Source organism: Clostridium sp., assembly GCF_050717515.1.
In the GTDB taxonomy this organism is placed as follows: domain Bacteria; phylum Bacillota; class Clostridia; order Clostridiales; family Clostridiaceae; genus Clostridium_AD.
The window spans coordinates 104957-125098 of sequence record NZ_JBOITL010000032.1; the positions used below are offsets into that span (position 1 = coordinate 104957).

Consider the following 20142-nt stretch of genomic DNA (forward strand, 5'->3'; position numbering starts at 1 on the left):
ATTTCTCCTGTGTGATTTGCAAACGAACTCCAAACAAAAAATTTGATTAAGAAATTCTAATCTTTTGCGAATATAAAATTCTCTAGCGCTCACATTCGGCGTCCTGCCTCAGGTTCTCTAGCCTGCCGTCCTGGCAGGCTCACGAGAATTTTATATTCGCAAAAGAAGAATTTCTAAATCAGATTTCAATTGTTTGTCGTTTCTTATTGCAAATCACTCCGGAAAAATTTCATCATTATAATTTATATTTAAAGTACGAATTGAAAAAATCAATTTTAGGTAACTCTATGAAGTTATGGACAAAGGCAGGTGCTATAATAATGGTAAGTGCAATAATACTAGCAGCGGGGTACTCAAGGAGAATGGGCAAGAATAAACTTCTTTTAAAATATAGGGGGAAATCACTAATTGAACGCACTATAGAGACTATTGAAAAGTGTGGATTTTCAGAGGTGATTCTTGTAGGGAGAGAGGAGGAAATAATAAAAACTGGCAATAGATATGGGTTAGCGGTTGTTAAAAATCAAAATGCAAATAAAGGGATAAGTGAATCTATTAAACTGGGTGTAATGCAAGCGGTGCAAACAGATGGATATATGTTTTTTACGGCAGATCAGCCTTTTTTAGATGTAGATACAGTTAAGGGATTAATTCGTGAATTTATACAAAATCCATCCTATATAATTGTTCCGCGCTGTGATAGCAGGCGTGGAAATCCTGTAATATTTCCCTACAGTTTTAAAGAAGACTTTTTACAGTTACAGGGGGATATTGGTGGAAAATTAATAATAAATAAAAACTTGGACAAAGTTAAATTTGTAGAAATAAGTGATAGTTGGGGACTATTTGATGTTGATACTAATGAAAATTATGAGTATATTCTAAAACTAGAGGAGAATAATGAATATGTTTAATGATATTGTCATTATACGTGGTGGAGGAGATTTAGCATCTGGTACAATTCAAAAACTATATAGAAGTGGATTTAGAGTATTAGTTTTAGAGGTGCCAAAACCTACTGCTATTAGACGGGATGTTTCTTTTAGTGAAGCTGTATATCAGGGAGAAGTAGAAATTGAAGGAATTACAGCTGTACATGTATGCTGTTTAAGTGAAATAGAAGATGCCTGGAGTAATAAAAAAATTCCAGTGATTATAGATCAAGAAGGTAAATATATTAAAATAATAAAGCCTAAAATTGTAGTTGATGCTATTATCGCTAAGAGAAATATGGGAACAACTAAGGCCATGGCAGAAATGACCATTGCTCTTGGACCTGGATTTATAGCAGGCGAAGATGTAGATGTGGTGATAGAAACTACTAGAGGGCATAACCTTGGTAGATTGATTTTTCATGGAGGAGCTGCGAAAAACACAGGGATTCCTGGAAGCATTATGGGTTATTCTAAAGAAAGAGTTATACATTCACCTTGCATCGGAATAATGGAAAATGTTCTTCATATTGGCGATGTGGTTGAAAAAGGGGATGTAATTGCCTATATAGGAGATGTGCAAATAAAAGCAACAATATCAGGATTATTACGGGGGATTTTGCATAGTGGAAGCCCAGTAGTTGCGGGATTTAAAATAGCAGATATTGACCCAAGGCTATCAGAAAAAATGAATTGTTATACTATTTCTGATAAAGCGAGAAGTATAGCAGGGGGAGTATTAGAAGCGGTACTTTATTTGATGAATCAATCTAAGGAGGGTTAATGTTATGGAAGAAAAAATTCTAAAAGAAATTTATGAGAGTTTAGCAAAAGGGCATAAGGCAGCATTAGTAACTATTACAGATATAAAGGGCTCTACACCTAGGAAAAAAGGATCTCTTATGGCAGTTTGGGAAGATGGAAGAATTCAGGGAAGTGTTGGGGGAGGTAATATTGAGTATGCGGCCATAGAAAAAGCCATAGAGTGTATTAAGAGTGAAAGTGATGGTCAATTTGAATTTGAATTGAATGATGAAGGAGATTTGCATATGCAATGTGGAGGAAAGGCTACTTTATATGTAAAGATATTTAAACCTAGATCAAAGCTACTTATAATAGGGGCAGGACATATAGGAGTAGAACTCTTTAAGCTAGCAAAGATATTAGATTTTTATACTGTAATATTCGATGATCGCGAAGAATTTGCAAACCTTAAGCGATTTGATGCAGCCGATGAGATAATTGTAGGTGACATTGGGGTCAAGGTTTCACAATATCCCATTGATAAAAACACCTATATTATAATAGTAACAAGAGGTCATAAATGTGACGCCGATGCCCTTAAGGTTACAGCTGAATCTGATGCCTCATATATTGGAATGATTGGAAGCCGGAAAAAGACAGAGTTTGTTATGAAGAATCTCATAGGTGAAGGAATTGAAAGGGAAGCACTTAAAAAAGTATATGCGCCAATAGGAATTAACATTTCTTCAGAAGAGCCAAATGAAATTGCTTTTGGAATTATGAATGAAATATTAATGGTTAAGAACAAAGGATCACTACAACATTTAAAGGATATAAAAAAGGTGGATTTTTAGATATATCATAGGAATATGTAGCTAAAATTTTAGAATAACTAGGAGAAGTAAAATGAATGTAAATTGGAGAATTTACTTGAAAGAAGACAATATAAAGGTGTTTGGCAAGGGTCCTAAAATGTTGCTTTTAAAGATTGATGAATTAGGATCTATAAGAAAGGCAGCAATTTCTATGAAACTTTCCTATACAAAAGCTTGGACTATGATTTTAAATTTAGAAAAGGGCACTGGTATAAAGGTACTTGAAAAGCAAATTGGTGGTAAAAATGGAGGTGGGTCTATACTTACCCAGGAAGTTAGAATTTTGATTGAAAAATTTGATGAACTTGAAATGGAAGTAGGAGAGTGCATTACAGAATTATTTAATAAAAAATTCAAGGAATAAAATATATTGAGTTTAAAAATTGTAACCTATATTGATATTATTTGTAATAAAAGGATCCATTATAGGAACCGTTATGTATTAAAAAACATAACCTGTTTTCTACTTAGGATTATAGTGTGAAATTAAACTGCTGTGGACAAGTACTAAAGGGAGTAAAGAAAATTTGAAAACGCAAGAAGGAGGACAGGATATTGGGTAATAAAAATATTTTTTTAACAGGAGACGTTCATGTTGGAAAATCTACTGCTATTATTAGTTTTCTAAATAAGTATATTTCAAATTCCAGTAGTATTGCAGGTTTTAAAACAAAAGCATTTTATGAAAATGGATATTTAAAAGGATATTATATAGAAAACCAGATTCAACCTAGGATCTCTAATATTTCAGAAAATATGGTTGGCATTAATACTGATTTTGGCAAAGGAAAATGTTGTTACGGTATTCCAGAAGTATTTGAAAAAAAAGGTGTTGAAATATTATGTCAATCTTTAAAAATACCTAAATCAATTATACTTATGGATGAACTTGGTTTTTTTGAGAAGGATGCTATGGAATTTAAGGCGCAAGTACATAGAACCCTTGATAGTAAGCATAGAGTACTCGGAGTATTAAAAGAAAAGACAAATGAATTTCTAAATTCTATTGCAGCTAGGGCGGATGTTAAAGTGATTAAGGTTACCCTAGAAAATAGAGATAGTATTGCAAAGGAAATTAATAAATATTGGGAGTGATTAATTATGAAAATTGTAAAAAAAAGTTTTGTCTTATTTTTATCTTTGATAGTGTTACTTACAGGCTGCTCTAAACAAGCAACTGTAAAAAAAGAAGATACGAAAACAAATAAAAGTATTAGAGTTATTACAACATATAAACCAGCAACGGATATTGTTCTTGCACTAGGGGGGAAAGATAAATTAGTGGGAGTCAGTGATAAAGGCAAGAAAGACCCTCTTATTCTGAAGCTTGATGGAAATTTGGCAAGTAAATTAGTGGAAATTGGTGGGAAAAAAAATGGTGTCAATATTGAACAAATAGTTGCTTTAAAACCTGACGTAGTTATTCTATACCCTACTAAGGAATCCGATGACACAGCAAAAAAATTAGCCGCTCAAAATATAAAAGTTGTTAGTATTAATCCTGAAAGTATAGCTTCACTTCAGTCTGATATTATTAAAGTGGGAGATGCTATAGGAGAAAGTGAAAATGCACAAAAAATGATATCATATTATAAAGAGAAAATTGCAGATGTAACTAAAAAACTTACTTCAGTTAAAAATAAAAAAACAGTGTATTTAGCAGGTGCTCATGGTGTTCTTTCGACTTGCTCAGGAGATTTTTTGCAACATGAAATCATAGAAACTGCTGGTGGAATTGATGTTGCTGCTAAGTTAAAAGGTGGATGGAATGATGTTTCTGTTGAGCAAGTAATTGCATGGAATCCTGATGTAATCACTTCAGTTATGTATTGCCCAGAGGGGAGTCCTAAGGAGATTAAAGAAAATAAGAATCTTCAAACAATAAGTGCTATAAAAAATAAAAAAGTTTATCAGATACCTTCAAATATTGCAGCTTGGGATATGCCTCAGCCTAGTAGTATATTATCTATATTGTGGATGAGTAAAATTTTATATCCAGAAGAATTTAGTGATTTAGACATTCACCTAGTTGTAAATGAATTCTATAAGAATTTTTACGGTAAGTCTTTCGATGAGTTAGGAGGAAATTTGCTTGAAGAAGGTGAAAGCAAAAAATAATATTTTTGAGAAAATACTATATCATAAATGCATTTTGTTTTTTATAGTTTTTGTTTTAGTTTTTATTTTATCGATTTTTTTAGGAAGATATAAAATAAGTGTTAATGAGTATAAAAATGTATTTTTATGTTTAGGTAAGTTTATTCGCGGAGAACCAATCGTGGATCCAAGTATTTTAATACTATATAATGTTAGGCTTCCAAGAATTTTGCTTGCATCTTTTGTGGGTGCTGGATTATCGGTTTCGGGGCTGATTTTTCAACAGGTATTCAAAAACCCTATTGCGTCTCCTGATATATTAGGTGTTACTTCAGGGGCAAGTTTTGGTGCTGCACTAGGAATCATTTTACCTTGGGAGTTTCCTGGGATAGTTCAAATATTTGCATTTATTTTTGGAATACTTGCAATTGGTATTGTTTATGTTTTAAAAAAGGCTTCAAAAGATAATAATATCTTGTATTTGGTATTGTCGGGAATGATTGTTTCTGCTTTCTTTTCTGCACTACTTTCAATGATAAAATATATAGCTGATCCTTACCAGCAATTACCATCCATTGTTTTTTGGTCAATGGGTGGTCTGTATAAAGCAAATTGGGTAAATGCCATTGGTTGTGGCCTCGTTGTTATTCCTAGTATTTTTATTTTAAATAGTTTAAGATTTAAATTAAAAATGCTTTTACTTAATGATGATATGGCAAAAACCATGGGTATGGAGGTTTCAAAATTCAGAAATTGTATTTTGTGTTTAGTTTCTTTCGTAGTTTGTTTTTGCGTTAGTATATGTGGAACAATCAGCTGGATTGCACTTATAGTACCTCATATTACAAGAATAATTCTTGGATATAAAAATAAACACATTTATTTAATTACTAGCATTATTGGTGCAACAACTTTAATCTTATTTGATGATGTTGCACGATCTATAAGTACTACTGAAATTCCTGTTGGTATACTTACTGCGGCCATTGGTGCACCTATTTTAGGTTATTTATTAATATTTAAGAAAACAATATAGTTAGGAGATCCTATGAATATAAAAGTAGAAGAGCTCTATTTTGGTTATAACGATAAGTATTTATTAGAGAATATTAATTTAGAATTTAAAAAAGGAAATATGTATGCATTACTTGGCAGAAATGGCTCAGGGAAAACTACCTTAATAAAATTAATTTTAGGTCTACTAAATTTTAAGAGTGGTTTGATTACCATTGAGGGTAAGAATTCCAAAAAAATCGGAAGTAATGAGTTATCTAAATTAATCGCTTATGTTCCACAAAATGAGGAAGCAACCTATGGAATTAAAGTCATTGAACTAGTGGTAATGGGGAGAAATCCTTATTTAAAATTATTTGATATGCCATCTTACAAAGATTATGAAATAGCACAAAAAGTTCTTAAAAACCTTGGTATAGAAAATTTAATGCAGAAAAACTACTCTGAAATTAGTGGTGGAGAAAGACAATTGGTTTTAATTGCGAGAGCTTTAGTGCAAAACACAAAATTTATTTTAATGGACGAGCCTGTTTCTAATTTGGATATTCGAAATCAGCATGATGTACTAAAAAAAATAAAAAATATATCAGTAGATTTGAACATAGGGATTCTACTTTCCATTCACGACCCTAATCTTGCAATGAGATATTGCAATGAGGCGGTATTACTTAAAAATGGTAAAGTTGTACATTGTGGAAAAACTGAAGAAATAGTATCTCAGCAGAGTCTACTAGAGGTATATGATATGAAATTCGAAGTTTTGGATTCAAAAAATGGTATAAACTTTGTTAGTTTATAAAATAGGGAGATAAATATGGAATTAGAATTGCTTACTATTATAAAAAATGAACTTATGGAAGATAAAAAAATTTGTTATGCTTTTATCATTGAACAAGAAGGGTCGACTCCTCGAGGTGTAGGCACTTCAATGGTTATAAAAGAAAACGGGGAAATATTTGGCACCGTAGGAGGTGGAAAAGTAGAATTTAAAGCTATAGCTGCAGCTAAGAGGTGTATTAAAGAAGAAACTAGTGAGACAATTTCTTTAGATGTCTATGTTGAACAGAATGGAGAAAAAACATGTACAGGTAAGGTTAAAATATTTATTAAGACGTATATACCACAAAAAAAGCTTATAATAGCAGGCGCGGGGCATGTGGCATATTGTCTTTATAAATTTGCCCTTTTATCAGGTTTTTCTGTGTGCGTTTTTGATGATAGAGAAGAGCTGTTAACAAAAATTAGGTACCCAAAGGCGGCAAAATTAATATACGGAAAAATTTCAGATACTATAAAAGATTATGATTTAGATAAAAACTCTTATGTGGTGATTGCAAGTGGCTCAACTAAATCTGATGAAGATATATTGAAGGAAGTTATAACTAGAAATACTGCATATGTAGGAATGCTTGGAAGTAAAAAGAAGAGTTCAGCTATAATGGATAACTTGTTAAGTCAAAATGTTGATATAGAATGTTTGAAAAGTGTATATGCACCAATAGGAATTGGAATTGGTGGGGAAACTCCAGAAGAAGTGGCATTAAGCATATTGTCAGAAATAGTTTTAGTGAAAAATAAAGGGACGTTGCAGCATTTAAAAAGCTGAATTTTTATATGATTAAAAATATTAGTTAGGGGTGAATAATATGAAAAAAATACCTGTAAAAGATGCAGTTGGGTCCGTTTTATGTCATGATATTACTCAAATTATTCCAGGGGTAGTAAAGGATATAGCATTTAAAAAAGGACATATAGTTAAAGAGGAAGATATACCATTATTACTTTCCATAGGTAAAGAGAATCTATTTGTATGGGAGAAAAAAGAAGGATATCTTCATGAAAATGATGCTGCAGAACGATTAAGAGCACTTACAGCAGGAGAGGGCCTTACTTTTAGTCAAGTAAAAGAAGGCAAAATAAATTTCATAGCAGATTACGATGGGCTTCTTGCAATTAATACAAAGCTATTATATAAGCTTAATTCCTTAGGGGAGATAATTTTAGTTACACTACACAATAACTACCCTGTAAAAAAAGGACAAAAAGTTGCAGGAACAAGAGTTATCCCTCTTGTAATTGATGAGGATAAGATAAAAAAAGCAGAGGATTTAATAGGTGATGAGAAAATTGTAAGTATTATACCTTTCTCACCAATGAAAGTTGGAATTGTTACTACTGGTAGCGAAGTATATCACGGTAGAATAAAAGATGCCTTTGGTCCGGTAATAAGAAGGAAAGTGGAGGAATATGGTTGTGAAGTGCTTGGACAATCTATACTTTCTGATGACGAGAATAAGATAACGCAAGCAATTCAGGCATGGATAGACAAGGGCGCTGAAATGGTGATTTGCACGGGTGGCATGTCAGTGGATCCTGATGATGTTACGCCTACAGCAATTGTAAAAACAGGAGCAGAACTTATAACTTATGGGGCACCAGTGCTTCCAGGAGCAATGTTTTTATTAGCTTATAAAGGGGATATTCCAATACTCGGACTTCCAGGGTGTGTGATGTACAGTAGAACAACTATTTTTGATTTAGTTTTCCCGAGGATACTGGCAAAGGAAAGATTGAGCTTTGCTGATTTTGCAGCTTATGGACATGGTGGACTTTGCAATGAATGTGAGGAGTGCAAATATCCTGATTGTGCCTTTGGAAAAGGAGTTTAGGTTAGAAAATTTAGAATTGAGGGCTGATATGAAGGATAAAGGAGTATTCAAAATAATTTTAGCTTTAATATGTGGTATATGTGTTTTATTCTTAATAACTCCTATCATTGCACTTTTCACCTTTCCCTGGGGGAAGTCACTGAATTTAATTTTGGATTCCTTTGTGTTGCAGGCGGTTATTATTAGCTTGAAAAGTACCTTTCTTTCACTATTAATAATTGTAGTAGTGGGTATGCCTACGGCTTACTATATGGCAAGATATTCCTTTTGGGGAAAGGGATTTGTTGAAGTCCTTATGCAACTACCACTTGTATTGCCTCCAGCAGTAGCGGGGTTACTATTACTAGTTACCTTTGGTAGAAATGGACTTATTGGAAAGCATCTAGCTCCCTTTGGTATTCAATTGCCTTTCACTTTTATAGCGGTGGTTATAGCGCAGGTGTTTATAGCAATGCCTATATTTATCCAGTCAGCACGGACTGGTTTTGAAAAGGTTGATAGGGAACTAGAGAATTCAGCAGCGGTTTTGGGAGCTTCTAATTTACAAATATTTCACCTTATTACTATGCCACTATCAAAAAATTCCTTGATAACTGGTGCTATTTTATCTTGGGCAAGAGCACTTGCGGAATTTGGAGCAACTATGTTATTTGCAGGTAATTTAGCGGGGAAAACACAGACCTTGCCTCTTGCTATTTATACAGCAATGGAAGTAGATTTAAATATATCCATGGGGATTTCAGTATGCCTAGTGGTGGTATCAATTGGAGTTTTGATCATATTAAAGTGTATTGTAAGGTCGGAGGAGGATAGCAATGTTTGATAGATATAGAAGAAAAAAGATGCAAAACAGGTATATTAGAATAATGTCAATTATAATGAGCCTGCTATTAATTATGTTAAGTGGAGGATGTAAATCAAAACAAGTAGATAATGCAGTGAAACAAGAAATTACTGTATTTGCAGCATCTTCTTTAACAGAAAGCCTTAAAGAAATAATAAAGTTATTTGAGAAAGAAAATCCAGAGGTAAAGGTAAAGCTGAATTTGGACAGCACAAGCAGATTAAGATTACAAATAGAGCAGGGAGTAGAAGGGGATGTTTTCTTTTCAGCAAACAAACAGCATTATGATGCATTAAAAGAAGAGGGATATATCACTAAAGGACAAGCCTTATTATATAATTCCATGGTTGTTATTGTGCCAAAGGATAATCCAGCACATATTCAAAAAGTAGAGGATCTGCAAAATAAATGTAAACTTGTTTTAGCCTTGAAGGAGGTACCTGCCGGAGACTATGCAAGAAAAATAATTCACTCTTTATCGGGAAAAATCGGATCAGAATTTGAGAAAAAGGTACTAAATAATATTGTGTCAGAAGAAAATAACGTAAAACAGGTGGTAAATAAGGTTGTAATGGGAGAATCGGATGCGGCATTTGTTTATTCATCAGATATTACACAAAGTGTGAAGGATAAGGTTAAAGTGCTGGAAATTGAACCGGAGTATAATGTACGTGCTGAGTACTTCATTGGTAAACTTACCAATAAAAATGAAAAACAGTATATTGAAAAAGTCTATGCATTCCTAATAGGTGAAGAAGCTCAGAATATTTTTAAAAAATATGGATTTAACCACATTTCAGAATGAAAGTAACCTACTTCCTAAGTATGGCAAAGTACTTTTATTGAATTTGTATACTAGTGCCTTGTTTTTATTATATAGGAAACAGCTTGCGCAAATGGCTGTGGATAACATCTATACGATAGAGCTTGTCACTTTTGCCACTTGCCACGCGAGTGGCACTACTCCACCCTAGGGAGATTTTGTTCTATGTTTACAAATAAGGTATTGGAAGTGGTAAAAAAATAAATGTAAAACCACAATGCAAAAAGAAAAGTATGATATAATTGTTGGTAATATATGGACTAGATATTGTAACTTCGAAGATGATGAACAACACCGTAGGTGATGATTTAATACAAAAGGAGTGGGTGATATTTATGAATTTATTACTCGAAAATAAAATACAAGCTATTTTTTCTAAAAATACACATCGGGATAAAAAATCTAATTATCCAGCATTTTTATCTCAGCAGGAATTACAAAAGGTAAGAGCTTACCATGAGACTATTAAAGCCTATAACATTACACCATTAGTAAACTTAAAAGGGTTAGCCAAAGAGCTTGGGGTAAAGGGTATTTTTATTAAGGATGAATCTAAAAGGATAGATCTAAATTCCTTTAAGATGTTAGGGGCCTCCTATGCTATTGGTAAGTTTTTATGCCAAAAGCTAGGTGTAAATATTGAAGATTGTAGCTTTGAAGATTTAAAGTCTGTGGAGTTACGGAAAAAGATTGGAGAAATTACTTTTGTTACTTGTTCAGATGGTAACCACGGTAGGGGTGTAGCTTGGACTGCTAGACAATTAGGTCAAAAGGCAGTAATATACTTGCCAAAGGGTACAGCAGTTAGGCGTGTACAAGCTATCAAAGATCTAGGTGCAGAAGCTAAAGTAACAGATTTAAACTATGATGATACTGTTAGATATGCATTGCAAAAGGCAGTGGAGAATGGTTGGCAAATGGTGCAAGATACATCTTGGGAAGGCTATACTGAAATACCTATGTGGATTATGCAGGGATATTCTGCTATGGGATATGAGGCTTTTCGGCAACTTAATGATTTAGAAATTGAGAAGCCCACTCATGTTTTTCTGCAAGCCGGTGTAGGAGCTATGGCAGGAGGGGTATTAGGGGCATATGTAAATTTATATAAGGATAATCACCCAATTGTAACAATTATGGAACCCACTAATGCAGCTTGTATGTTTAAGTCCGCATCCATTAATGATGGAAAACCTCACGGCGTAGAAGGATCACTTAACTCTATTATGGCAGGACTAGCTTGTGGAGAACCTATTCCTATCGGGTGGGAGATAATACGAGATTTTGCATATTGCTTTTGTACATGCCCTGATTATGTAACTGCAAGAGGTATGAGAATTCTTGCAAACCCCATAGGACAAGATGAAAAAATTGTTTCAGGAGAATCAGGGGCTGTTGGTATAGGGTTATTATCCATTCTTATGCAAAAAAAACATACAGAAACTATAAGAAAACAGCTTAGATTAGATAAAAATTCCATTGTGTTATTATTTAGTACTGAAGGAGACACAGATCCCATTAACTATAGAGATATACTTTGGGATGGAATGTATGAACTGCCAAGCTTAGATTAAGGCACATTAAATAACAAGTCAGAGAATAGAAATTAAGAGATAGATGAAAGATAAATATTTCTAATAAATGCTTTACAAAAAAAGGAGAAGGGATATTAGATGTTTGATTTAGGGATTGTAAATGGAAGGATATATATAGACGGGAATTGGTATGAAGGAAATTTGTATATAAAAGATAATAAAATATCATCAATTTCCCATGAAGTACTAGAAGCTAAAGAAGAATACGATGCAAAAGGAAGAGATATATTACCAGGCTTTATTGATCCGCATGTTCATTTTCAACTTACAGTAGGCATGCGCACCTCAGCGGATGATTTTTATAAGGGCTCAAGAGCTGCGGCCTTTGGTGGTATTACAACATATATTGATTTCTTAGACCCAGTAAAAAACAACCTAGCATTAAAAAAAGCGTTTACTCTAAGAAAGGATTTGGCTACAAATAGTGTAATTGATTATGCATTCCATGCAACTATTGCTGATTTAGATGAGAAGCCTATTAGCTTTATAAATGAAGCTAAAACCTTAGGAATTCCCACAATAAAACTATTTACCACCTATTCAAGTTCTGATAGGCGTACAAAGGATAGAACTATAGATAGACTTTTAAGCCATACTAAAGAAACAGGAACCCTCTTACTAGCACATTCAGAAAATGATGGACTAATACTTGAAGGTTGTAAAATACCTGTGATTCAGCATGAGAGCTCAAGACCTGCAATAGCAGAAATAAGTGAGGTTATAAAGCTTGCTGAAATGACTAAATATAGAGATGGAAGAATGTATATTGTGCATACAAATTGTGGGACAACAGTTGAGAGACTTAAAGAAAACTATAAGTCCATTCTCAATACTGATTTTATCCTTGAAAGTTGTCCACATTACTTTATTTTTTCATCTTCTAAATATTTACAGAGGGATGGGTATTTGTACACCATGACCCCACCCCTTCGAAGTGATAGGGAAGTGAAAAAATTAAATGATCAAATAGATAATATATTTACAATAGGTACGGATCATTGTCCCTTTAATTCCACGGATAAAAATAGAGAATTTGTTGATGAGATGCCTATGGGTATAGGGGGAGTAGAATATTCTTTCCCACTTATGTACGAAAAATTTGGAGAAAAAGTAATTGATAAGTTTACAAAAAATCCTGCAATTGTGCATGGTTTGTATCCTAAAAAAGGAAACTTGCTCCCAGGAGCAGATGCAGATATAGTTATATTTGATCACAATGAACATTATATTATAAAAGAAAATCATTCAAATGTAGACTACAATCTATACAAAGATATGGAGCTAACAGGAAAAGTTTGTTCAACTATTTCTAAGGGCAAATTTGTAGTTAAAGATGGTGTTTTCATAGGGGGAAAGGGTGAATATTTGAGTCGAGAACTTAAATATTAAGATTAAGAGTTTTTTTATTAGATTAGCCTATAAGGTCAAGTATATATTGCTGGAATGCTTTCACTGCGCCAAGTAATTCTAAAATTTATTTTATTTGTATCTGCTAAAAAATTCAAACTCGCTATCGCTCAAACATGAATTTTTCGGTGCGTAGCTACAAATAAAATAAATTTTGAATTACTAGGGCTTATTCAAATGCATTCTACGCAATATATACTTTTGTTAGCATAATCTAAGAAAAAACAGTTAATTCTAAAAACTGAATAATCTATCTTAACACCGTAAAATTTTAAATTTTACGGTGCTTTTTACGTTTTCAAGTAAAATTAGAATTTTAAGAAATAAGTTATAAAATTTTATAAAATTGCATATAAAGAAATTGATGAATAAAAATATAAATTTGAGATATAAAGGGATGATTTTATTGAAGGGATTATTTATATGCGATCTTCTCCAGAAAATGATTTTGAAAAGGGGAATATTATGTGGACAAGTTCATTGTGTATTTAAAAACGCTTGTAATATTGAATGTGATGATTTATTTATAACACTTTTAAGTAGTGGTAAAAAAATGTCTCCAATGAGTGTAATTGTGGAGGGAGTAGAACAAGTTGATTTTAATGGTTTAAATATAAAACAAGGTTTGAAATTTGAATTTAGTGAAAGTAAAATATATTGCGCAGAAGCGAATCTAAATATAGACATGAATGGTGTTAAAACTTGGTCGCCCTTTGTTGAAATAAATGTTTCAAATTGCACTGAAAATCAACTTCTAGAAAATATTAAAATTATTGGACAAGGGTTAGTTAAATATGGAAAGCACTATGGTATGGGTCCACTTATAAATATGCTTGCAGATAAATATACAGAGCTTGAATTAGCTACTTTTCCTCAATGTACTTTTGATAAAAGTTTTGAATTTATAAAAGATAGATTTATGAATTTTATCAATACTGTAATAAAAGCAGATATGGATGGCATAGGATATATAGCACAGTCTGTTATAGGTTTTGGCTGCGGACTTACACCAGCAATGGATGATTTTATTAGCGGTTTAATGATTGCATACATATATATGGGAACTTATTATAAAATAAATATTAATGGCTTATACCAATTTAATAGTAAAATAATTAGCTTGGGGCTGCAAAAAACAACTAGAGTTAGCTCTGAAATGTTAATGCATTCATCCCTTGGAGAGATAAATGAGGGTGTTCGGAATTTAATGGCAGTAATTTTAAATTTTCATGATGATAGTTATGATAAAAACCATAAATGTATTATTAAATCACTAATAGAAGTTATTGAGTATGGTGATACATCAGGAACAGATACAGCATATGGGATTTACTTGGGACTTAGTATTTTGACTAATTTAAGGTATAGGAGGGTTTGGATAAATGAATGATTGCGTGGATATTAGAAAAAATACTTATTATGATTCTGTGGCACTCATGCTAATAACTAAGGAAATTAAAAAGTTACTAAAGGTGAAACAAGTAATAGTTGGTATGGGAACAGAACTAAATATAGAGCTAGTAGAAAATTTAGGTTTATCAAATGATGAGATAAGAAAACTTACACCTGGTGATTTTTTCATAGCGGCTGAAAGTGATGAGGAAAATGCAATAGAAATCATAGTTAAAAAAGTTGATGAACTATTAAACACTAAGGGTGATAACCATGATTTGTCTAGCGAGTATAAGCCAACAACACTTAGTGCTGCAGTTAACCATTTAGAGGGAGCTAACATGGCAATTATATCTTTACCTGGAAAATATGCTGCCCATGAAGCAAGAAAAGCATTAAGTAATAATCTTAATGTAATGTTATTTAGTGACAATGTAACATTAGAAGAAGAAATTGAGCTAAAACAAATAGGAAGAGATAAGGGACTCCTAGTTATGGGACCAGATTGTGGTACGGCAATCATTAATGGAATTCCACTTTGTTTTGCAAATGTTGTGAGGCGAGGTGACATAGGTATTGTAGGAGCATCTGGTACGGGAACTCAGGAGGTTTGTGTCATTATAGATAAAATGGGTGGGGGAGTATCGCAGGTTATTGGAACAGGAGGAAGAGATCTTAAAAGCGCCGTTGGCGGAATTATGATGATTGAGGGGTTTAAAGCCTTAATACATGATGAAGGAACAAAGGTTATAGTGTTAATTTCTAAACCTCCAGCACCAGAGGTAGCAGAAAAAATATTAAATATGGTAAAAACCACAAATAAGCCAGTTGTAGCATGCTTTATAGGTGGCGATAGATGCGAAATTGAAAAGAAGGGTGCATGTTCATGTTTAAATCTAGAGGATGCAGGGAGAAAGGCAGTATTGTTATCAAAGGGAAATAAAATAGATGATTTTACTGGGTTTACATTATCAGATATAGAAATTGAAGGGATTGTCCAAGCTGAATGTAAAAAACTTAGTAGTGACCAGAAATATTTAAGAGCATTATATACCGGTGGAACCTTGGCTGATGAAGCAATGAAAATGTTAGGCAAGGAGGGATATAAAATACACTCTAATATTCCCTTGTCACCCGAACTTAAGCTAGTGGATGTGCGAATTAGCGTTGAACATACCTGCATTGACCTAGGTGACGATGAGTTCACTGTTGGAAAGCCACATCCTATGATAGATCCAGTGGCTAGGGTAGAAAGACTTCCGGTGGAAGCCGAGGATGGTGAAGTTGCCATAGTACTTATGGATTTTGTGCTTGGTTATGGATCAAACATAGACCCAGCGGGAGAAATGATTAACTCCATAATAGATGCAAAAAAAACCATGGATAATAAAAATAAATATTTATGTGTAATCGGGTACATATGTGGTACCCAGGCGGACCCGCAAAATTACAAATCGCAAAGTGAAAAATTAGAAAAAGCAGGAGTTATACTAATGCCATCTAATGCTCAAGCTGTTAAACTATGCTCATTAATTCTTGGAAGATTAAATGAAATATAGTGGAGGTGTATACATTGCCAGATATAAATAAATTATTCAGTGAGAAGCTTATTGTTATAGATATGGGACTGGAGTCTTTTGATAAAGATTTAAAGGCTCAAAATGTAGAAAGTATGCATGTTAATTGGAGCCCACCAAGCAAGGCAAGTAAAATGCTTTCTGTTTTAGAAGAAAGCAGTATAAGTGAAAAAATTGATATTGCAAACAAGGAGGCGATTTTAAGACTGCTTGCAGCTGAGCCAATAATTGTTGGTATAGGTACAGCAGGAACTCATATACCAGGAATGACAAAAAACACAATTCTTCATGCAGGGCCACCTATAGCTTGGGAACAAATGAGTGAACCGCTTAAAGGGGCAATCATTGGTGGACTAATATATGAAAAATTAGTAACAAATGAAGAGGATGGAAGAAAACTTGCTTGTTCAGGGGAGATATTATTCGATTCCTGCCATCATCATTCCACAGTAGGACCTATGGCAGGGGTGGTTACAAATTCAATGCCAGTTTGGATTCTGCAAAATAAGGCCTTTGGAAATTTTGCCTACTGCACTTTGAACGAAGGATTAGGTAAGGTACTTAGGTTTGGAGCATTTAGTCCAGAAGTCATTGACAGACTTAACTGGATGGAGAGGGTACTTGCAGCGGTACTTAAGGAAGCTATGGAAATTAAGGGAAGTATAGATTTAAAAACTATAATAGCTCAAAGTCTTCAAATGGGTGATGAAGGACATAACAGAAATAAAGCAGGAACCTCACTTTTATTTAGGGAACTTGCACCCTGCATTGTCAAAACTAAATTTTCAAATGATGAAAAGGCTGATGTATTAACTTTTATAGATAAAAACGATCATTTTTTCCTAAATGTATCTATGCCAGCCTGTAAATGTAGTTTAGATCCACTAAGTGATATTCCAAATAGTACTGTGGTTTATACAATGTCAAGGAATGGTACTAATTTTGGTATAAGGGTATCTGGCACAGGGGATGAATGGTTTACTGCACCTTGCGCGCTGGTTACGGGTCTTTATTTTCCAGGTTTTGAGGAGAAGGATGCCAATCCTGATATTGGAGATAGTTGTATAACAGAAACAGCAGGAATAGGTGGATTTGCTATGGCAACTGCACCGGCAATTGTTCAATTTGTAGGGGGAACACCAGTGGATGCCATAAATTACACCAAAAGCATGTACGAGATAACCTGCGCAGAAAATAATTCTTTTAAAATACCAAATATAAATTTCAGGGGAACACCAACTGGAATTGATTTTAGGAAAGTAATAGAAACAAGGATATTACCTGTAATAAATACTGGAATTGCATGTAACAGAGCAGGTGTTGGCCAAGTAGGGGCAGGCATAGTTCATCCTCCAATGAAATGTTTTGAAGATGCGCTTACCTCTTTTATTAATAAAATAATTTAATTTAATCAGGGGGTTATTATGAATATTATTGATGCTTTTAAAAATGTGAAAATGTATGATTTGACTCAGAAAATTAGTCATTTAACACCAGCATGGCCAACCTATGAGCCACTAGAAATTAAATTTTTTAAAAGACTTTCATCCAATGGTGCAAATGGGCAGGTACTAACCCATTCAAACCATGTTGGTACTCATCTTGATGGTTCACTACATTTTTGTACACATGGACGGGATATAGCAAGTATTCCACTAGAAGAACTTGTGGCACCCGGAGTCGTTGTGGATATATCTGATATAGCTGAGGATTATGGAATCTATACTTCAAAGGACATAATGGACAGAGCAGATGTTAGAAAAGGTGATATTTTAATTATACACACTGGCTATCATAAATATGGCTGGGATGAGCCAGAAGCAGATGAGGAAAGGGTAATGATGAGACATCCAGGTCCTACAAAGGAGTTTGCAAATTGGTGTAAAGAGATGGAATTTAAATGGATAGGTGTTGATTGTGGTTCTGCGGATCACCCAATGAATACAAAGATTCGCGAATGGGCTCCAAAGGAAGCAAAACGTGCCGATAGATATTTAAAAGCTAAATACGGTAAAGGTATCGAAGATTTCTGGCCAGAGGATGATTATCAGTTAATGCATTATGACTTATTCCCTATTAATATTATTCATGCTGAAAATATTGGTGGAGATATTGATAAAGTACTGGGCAAGAGATTAATAATAGGGTGTTTTCCATGGAGATTCGAGGGCGGAGAATCTTGTATATCCCGTATAGTTGCCTTTGACGCAGAATAGGATTGGTGCAGAGTAGCTTTGACAAAGAGTAGTCTTTGATTAGCAGTAGGTGCTGATAAAAAATATAGATTTGAAGGGATGATAAATTATGATAGTAGATAAAATGGAACAGTCTTTGAGGCCAGTGGAGTCAGTAATGGTGCCATATCCACCTAAGTATATTACTATGGCCACTGGAGAAAAATTAGTAATTCGTCAAATAAAAAGAGAAGAAGTACCACATATTTTAGAAGCTGTGAAGCCACTTATGAGTGTAGAAGCTGATTTTTATGATATTGTTGCAGCTAGAATATATTCAGAGCTTTTAGGTTACTACAGATATAGAGTAAAGGATGAATATTGCCTAATTGGAACTATAGATGGAGTTTTGGTTGGTATTGTTAATGGGCGCATGGTTAATGATAAGGTAGGGATGTCCTATCATACCATGACATTAAAGCAAGGACTTAGAATTGGAGCGCAATTATTTGCAGCAAAAATGGAATACCATCTAGATTTTCTGAATCAAGAAGAAGTTTGGATTGTTGCTGAGAGTCCAAATGGATTTAAAAGATGGATGATTGAATATGAACTCCAGTCAAGACCAGAAACTTGGCATGAGCTAGGGGGAGTACCAACATATGTGTTAACTAAAGCCTTGTGGGAAAAACACAAAGGGGCTAAACTGGGTGGCCGCCGTCCAGTATCTGATCAACTACTTAAAACTTGCGAGCATCCAATTCTTCCATCCACATATGCTCAAATTCCAGGGTATAAAAGATGAGAGAAGTTGGTATTGTGGGTGTAGGCCATAGTAAATTCGGTAAAATGTCAGGCGGAACATTTACTGATATGCTAAGTATGGCAGCTGTGCAGGCATTAGATGATGCTGGTGTAAAAACAGGTATAGGACATGGTGTGGATCAGGTTTTTGTATCAACAATGGGTGCGGGTATTCTTAATAAACAAAGCGGCATTGCCTCAGCACTTGTGGATTATTTAAATTTAAGACCCGCAATGGCCGAAACTATAGAAAATGGTCCAGCCTCAGGTGCATCAGCTATAAAACTTGGATATATGGCTATAGCTAGTGGTATGTGCGACTGTGTGCTGGTGGTTGGTGGAGAAATGATGAGGGTTGTTAGTGGATGGGAAGGAACGGATTTCGTTGCTACAATGCTTCACCCAGAAGCTGAATATAATTATGGGCTAACATTACCAGCCTTCGCAGGACTCTTTACGAAATTATGTATGGAGAAGTATGGAATAACTGAAACGGATTTATCAATAGTAGCAGTTAAAAATCATGAAAATGCAATCCATAATCCAGTAGCACATATACACGTGGTGCCCAATCTTTATTGCATAACAGAGGATGAGGATGCACATATAATGAATCCCTATGTTGCAGAGCCACTTCGGATGTATCATTGTTGTCCTGTATCTGACGGGTCAGCAGCAGTTTTATTATGTGCTATGGACAAAGCAGACAGATTTATTAGAAAACCAATAAAAATAGCAGGCATAGGGCAAGCAACGGATACTCATGCGGTGGCTGAAAGAGAAGTGCCTACTGATCTACTTGCTGTTAGACTTGCAGCACAAATGGCATATAAGATGTCTGGACTTACAGCGCAAGATATTGATGTTGCAGAACTTCATGATGCTTTCCAAATACTTGAGATAGTTGAATCAGAAGAGGTTGGTTTTTTCGAAAGGGGTGAGGGTCATATAGCTGCCCGAAATGGTGAAACAAAGATTGGTGGTAAGATTCCTATTAACACCTCAGGAGGATTAAAGGCAAAGGGACATCCACTTGGTGCAACTGGCGTTTCACAGGTTGTAGAAATCGTAAAACAACTAAGGGGAGAAGCTACAGGACGTCAAGTAGAGGGAGCTAAAGCTGGCCTTTGTGTTAACTTTGGTGGTTTCGGTAATAATGTTGTTGCAACTATTCTCACTGTGGAGGAATCATAAT

At 34.2% G+C, this 20142-nt stretch carries 20 protein-coding genes; all 20 read left to right on the forward strand.

Annotation, left to right across the window (positions count from 1 at the left end):
• Nucleotides 1-260: 260 nt before the first annotated feature.
• The 20 genes from mocA to ACREV6_RS16625 all read left to right on the forward strand — a co-directional run bounded on the left by mocA (nucleotide 261) and on the right by ACREV6_RS16625 (nucleotide 20141).
• A complete protein-coding gene (gene mocA, locus ACREV6_RS16530; RefSeq protein WP_431579142.1) occupies nucleotides 261-914 on the forward strand; it encodes a molybdenum cofactor cytidylyltransferase in 654 nt (217 codons plus the stop codon).
• Nucleotides 907-1716 (forward strand): selenium-dependent molybdenum cofactor biosynthesis protein YqeB, encoded by an 810-nt coding sequence (gene yqeB, locus ACREV6_RS16535; protein WP_431579143.1) that lies wholly within the window; start codon nucleotides 907-909, stop codon nucleotides 1714-1716. The genes mocA and yqeB overlap by 8 nt, the downstream gene beginning before the upstream one ends.
• Nucleotides 1717-1720: 4 nt before the next feature.
• Nucleotides 1721-2530: an XdhC family protein gene (locus ACREV6_RS16540; protein WP_431579144.1), complete on the forward strand. Its 810-nt coding sequence runs from the start codon at nucleotides 1721-1723 to the stop codon at nucleotides 2528-2530.
• Nucleotides 2531-2582: 52 nt separating this feature from the next.
• Nucleotides 2583-2915, forward strand: a complete 333-nt coding sequence (locus ACREV6_RS16545; protein ID WP_431579145.1) for a winged helix-turn-helix domain-containing protein — start codon at nucleotides 2583-2585, stop codon at nucleotides 2913-2915.
• 191 nt (nucleotides 2916-3106) lie between these two features.
• Entirely contained in the window at nucleotides 3107-3646 is a 540-nt protein-coding gene (locus ACREV6_RS16550) for a nucleoside-triphosphatase (protein ID WP_431579146.1), read from the forward strand.
• A 6-nt stretch (nucleotides 3647-3652) separates the two neighbouring features.
• On the forward strand, nucleotides 3653-4669 hold the full coding sequence (locus ACREV6_RS16555; RefSeq protein WP_431579147.1) for an ABC transporter substrate-binding protein: 1017 nt from the start codon (nucleotides 3653-3655) through the stop codon (nucleotides 4667-4669).
• Nucleotides 4653-5684 carry a FecCD family ABC transporter permease gene (locus tag ACREV6_RS16560; protein WP_431579426.1) on the forward strand — a complete coding sequence of 344 codons (1032 nt, stop codon included), beginning with the start codon at nucleotides 4653-4655 and terminating at the stop codon, nucleotides 5682-5684. The genes ACREV6_RS16555 and ACREV6_RS16560 overlap by 17 nt, the downstream gene beginning before the upstream one ends.
• Nucleotides 5685-5696: 12 nt before the next feature.
• Nucleotides 5697-6461, forward strand: coding sequence for an ABC transporter ATP-binding protein (locus ACREV6_RS16565; RefSeq protein WP_431579148.1), 765 nt, complete (start codon nucleotides 5697-5699; stop codon nucleotides 6459-6461).
• A gap of 15 nt (nucleotides 6462-6476) precedes the next feature.
• On the forward strand, nucleotides 6477-7268 hold the full coding sequence (locus tag ACREV6_RS16570; protein WP_431579149.1) for an XdhC family protein: 792 nt from the start codon (nucleotides 6477-6479) through the stop codon (nucleotides 7266-7268).
• Nucleotides 7269-7308: 40 nt separating this feature from the next.
• On the forward strand, nucleotides 7309-8331 hold the full coding sequence (locus tag ACREV6_RS16575) for a molybdopterin-binding protein (RefSeq protein ID WP_431579150.1): 1023 nt from the start codon (nucleotides 7309-7311) through the stop codon (nucleotides 8329-8331).
• Nucleotides 8315-9154, forward strand: a complete 840-nt coding sequence (locus ACREV6_RS16580; protein WP_431579151.1) for an ABC transporter permease — start codon at nucleotides 8315-8317, stop codon at nucleotides 9152-9154. Before ACREV6_RS16575 ends, ACREV6_RS16580 begins: the two co-directional genes overlap by 17 nt.
• Nucleotides 9147-9980 carry a molybdate ABC transporter substrate-binding protein gene (gene modA, locus ACREV6_RS16585; RefSeq protein ID WP_431579152.1) on the forward strand — a complete coding sequence of 278 codons (834 nt, stop codon included), beginning with the start codon at nucleotides 9147-9149 and terminating at the stop codon, nucleotides 9978-9980. Before ACREV6_RS16580 ends, modA begins: the two co-directional genes overlap by 8 nt.
• Nucleotides 9981-10333: 353 nt before the next feature.
• Nucleotides 10334-11572, forward strand: a complete 1239-nt coding sequence (gene dpaL, locus ACREV6_RS16590; RefSeq protein ID WP_431579427.1) for a diaminopropionate ammonia-lyase — start codon at nucleotides 10334-10336, stop codon at nucleotides 11570-11572.
• A gap of 99 nt (nucleotides 11573-11671) precedes the next feature.
• The gene (locus ACREV6_RS16595) at nucleotides 11672-12982 is read left to right on the forward strand and encodes a dihydroorotase (protein ID WP_431579153.1); all 1311 of its coding nucleotides are present in this window, start codon (nucleotides 11672-11674) and stop codon (nucleotides 12980-12982) included.
• A gap of 460 nt (nucleotides 12983-13442) precedes the next feature.
• Nucleotides 13443-14390 (forward strand): oxamate carbamoyltransferase subunit AllH family protein, encoded by a 948-nt coding sequence (locus tag ACREV6_RS16600; protein WP_431579154.1) that lies wholly within the window; start codon nucleotides 13443-13445, stop codon nucleotides 14388-14390.
• A complete protein-coding gene (gene fdrA / locus ACREV6_RS16605) occupies nucleotides 14383-15951 on the forward strand; it encodes an acyl-CoA synthetase FdrA (RefSeq protein WP_431579155.1) in 1569 nt (522 codons plus the stop codon). The genes ACREV6_RS16600 and fdrA overlap by 8 nt, the downstream gene beginning before the upstream one ends.
• Before the next feature lie 14 nt (nucleotides 15952-15965).
• Nucleotides 15966-17375 carry a YlbE family protein gene (locus ACREV6_RS16610; protein ID WP_431579156.1) on the forward strand — a complete coding sequence of 470 codons (1410 nt, stop codon included), beginning with the start codon at nucleotides 15966-15968 and terminating at the stop codon, nucleotides 17373-17375.
• Between the two features lie 18 nt (nucleotides 17376-17393).
• Nucleotides 17394-18185: a cyclase family protein gene (locus ACREV6_RS16615; RefSeq protein WP_431579157.1), complete on the forward strand. Its 792-nt coding sequence runs from the start codon at nucleotides 17394-17396 to the stop codon at nucleotides 18183-18185.
• Between the two features lie 88 nt (nucleotides 18186-18273).
• The gene (locus ACREV6_RS16620) at nucleotides 18274-18948 is read left to right on the forward strand and encodes a hypothetical protein (RefSeq protein WP_431579158.1); all 675 of its coding nucleotides are present in this window, start codon (nucleotides 18274-18276) and stop codon (nucleotides 18946-18948) included.
• Nucleotides 18945-20141 carry a thiolase C-terminal domain-containing protein gene (locus ACREV6_RS16625; protein WP_431579159.1) on the forward strand — a complete coding sequence of 399 codons (1197 nt, stop codon included), beginning with the start codon at nucleotides 18945-18947 and terminating at the stop codon, nucleotides 20139-20141. The genes ACREV6_RS16620 and ACREV6_RS16625 overlap by 4 nt, the downstream gene beginning before the upstream one ends.
• The last annotated feature ends 1 nt before the right edge of the window (nucleotide 20142 follow it).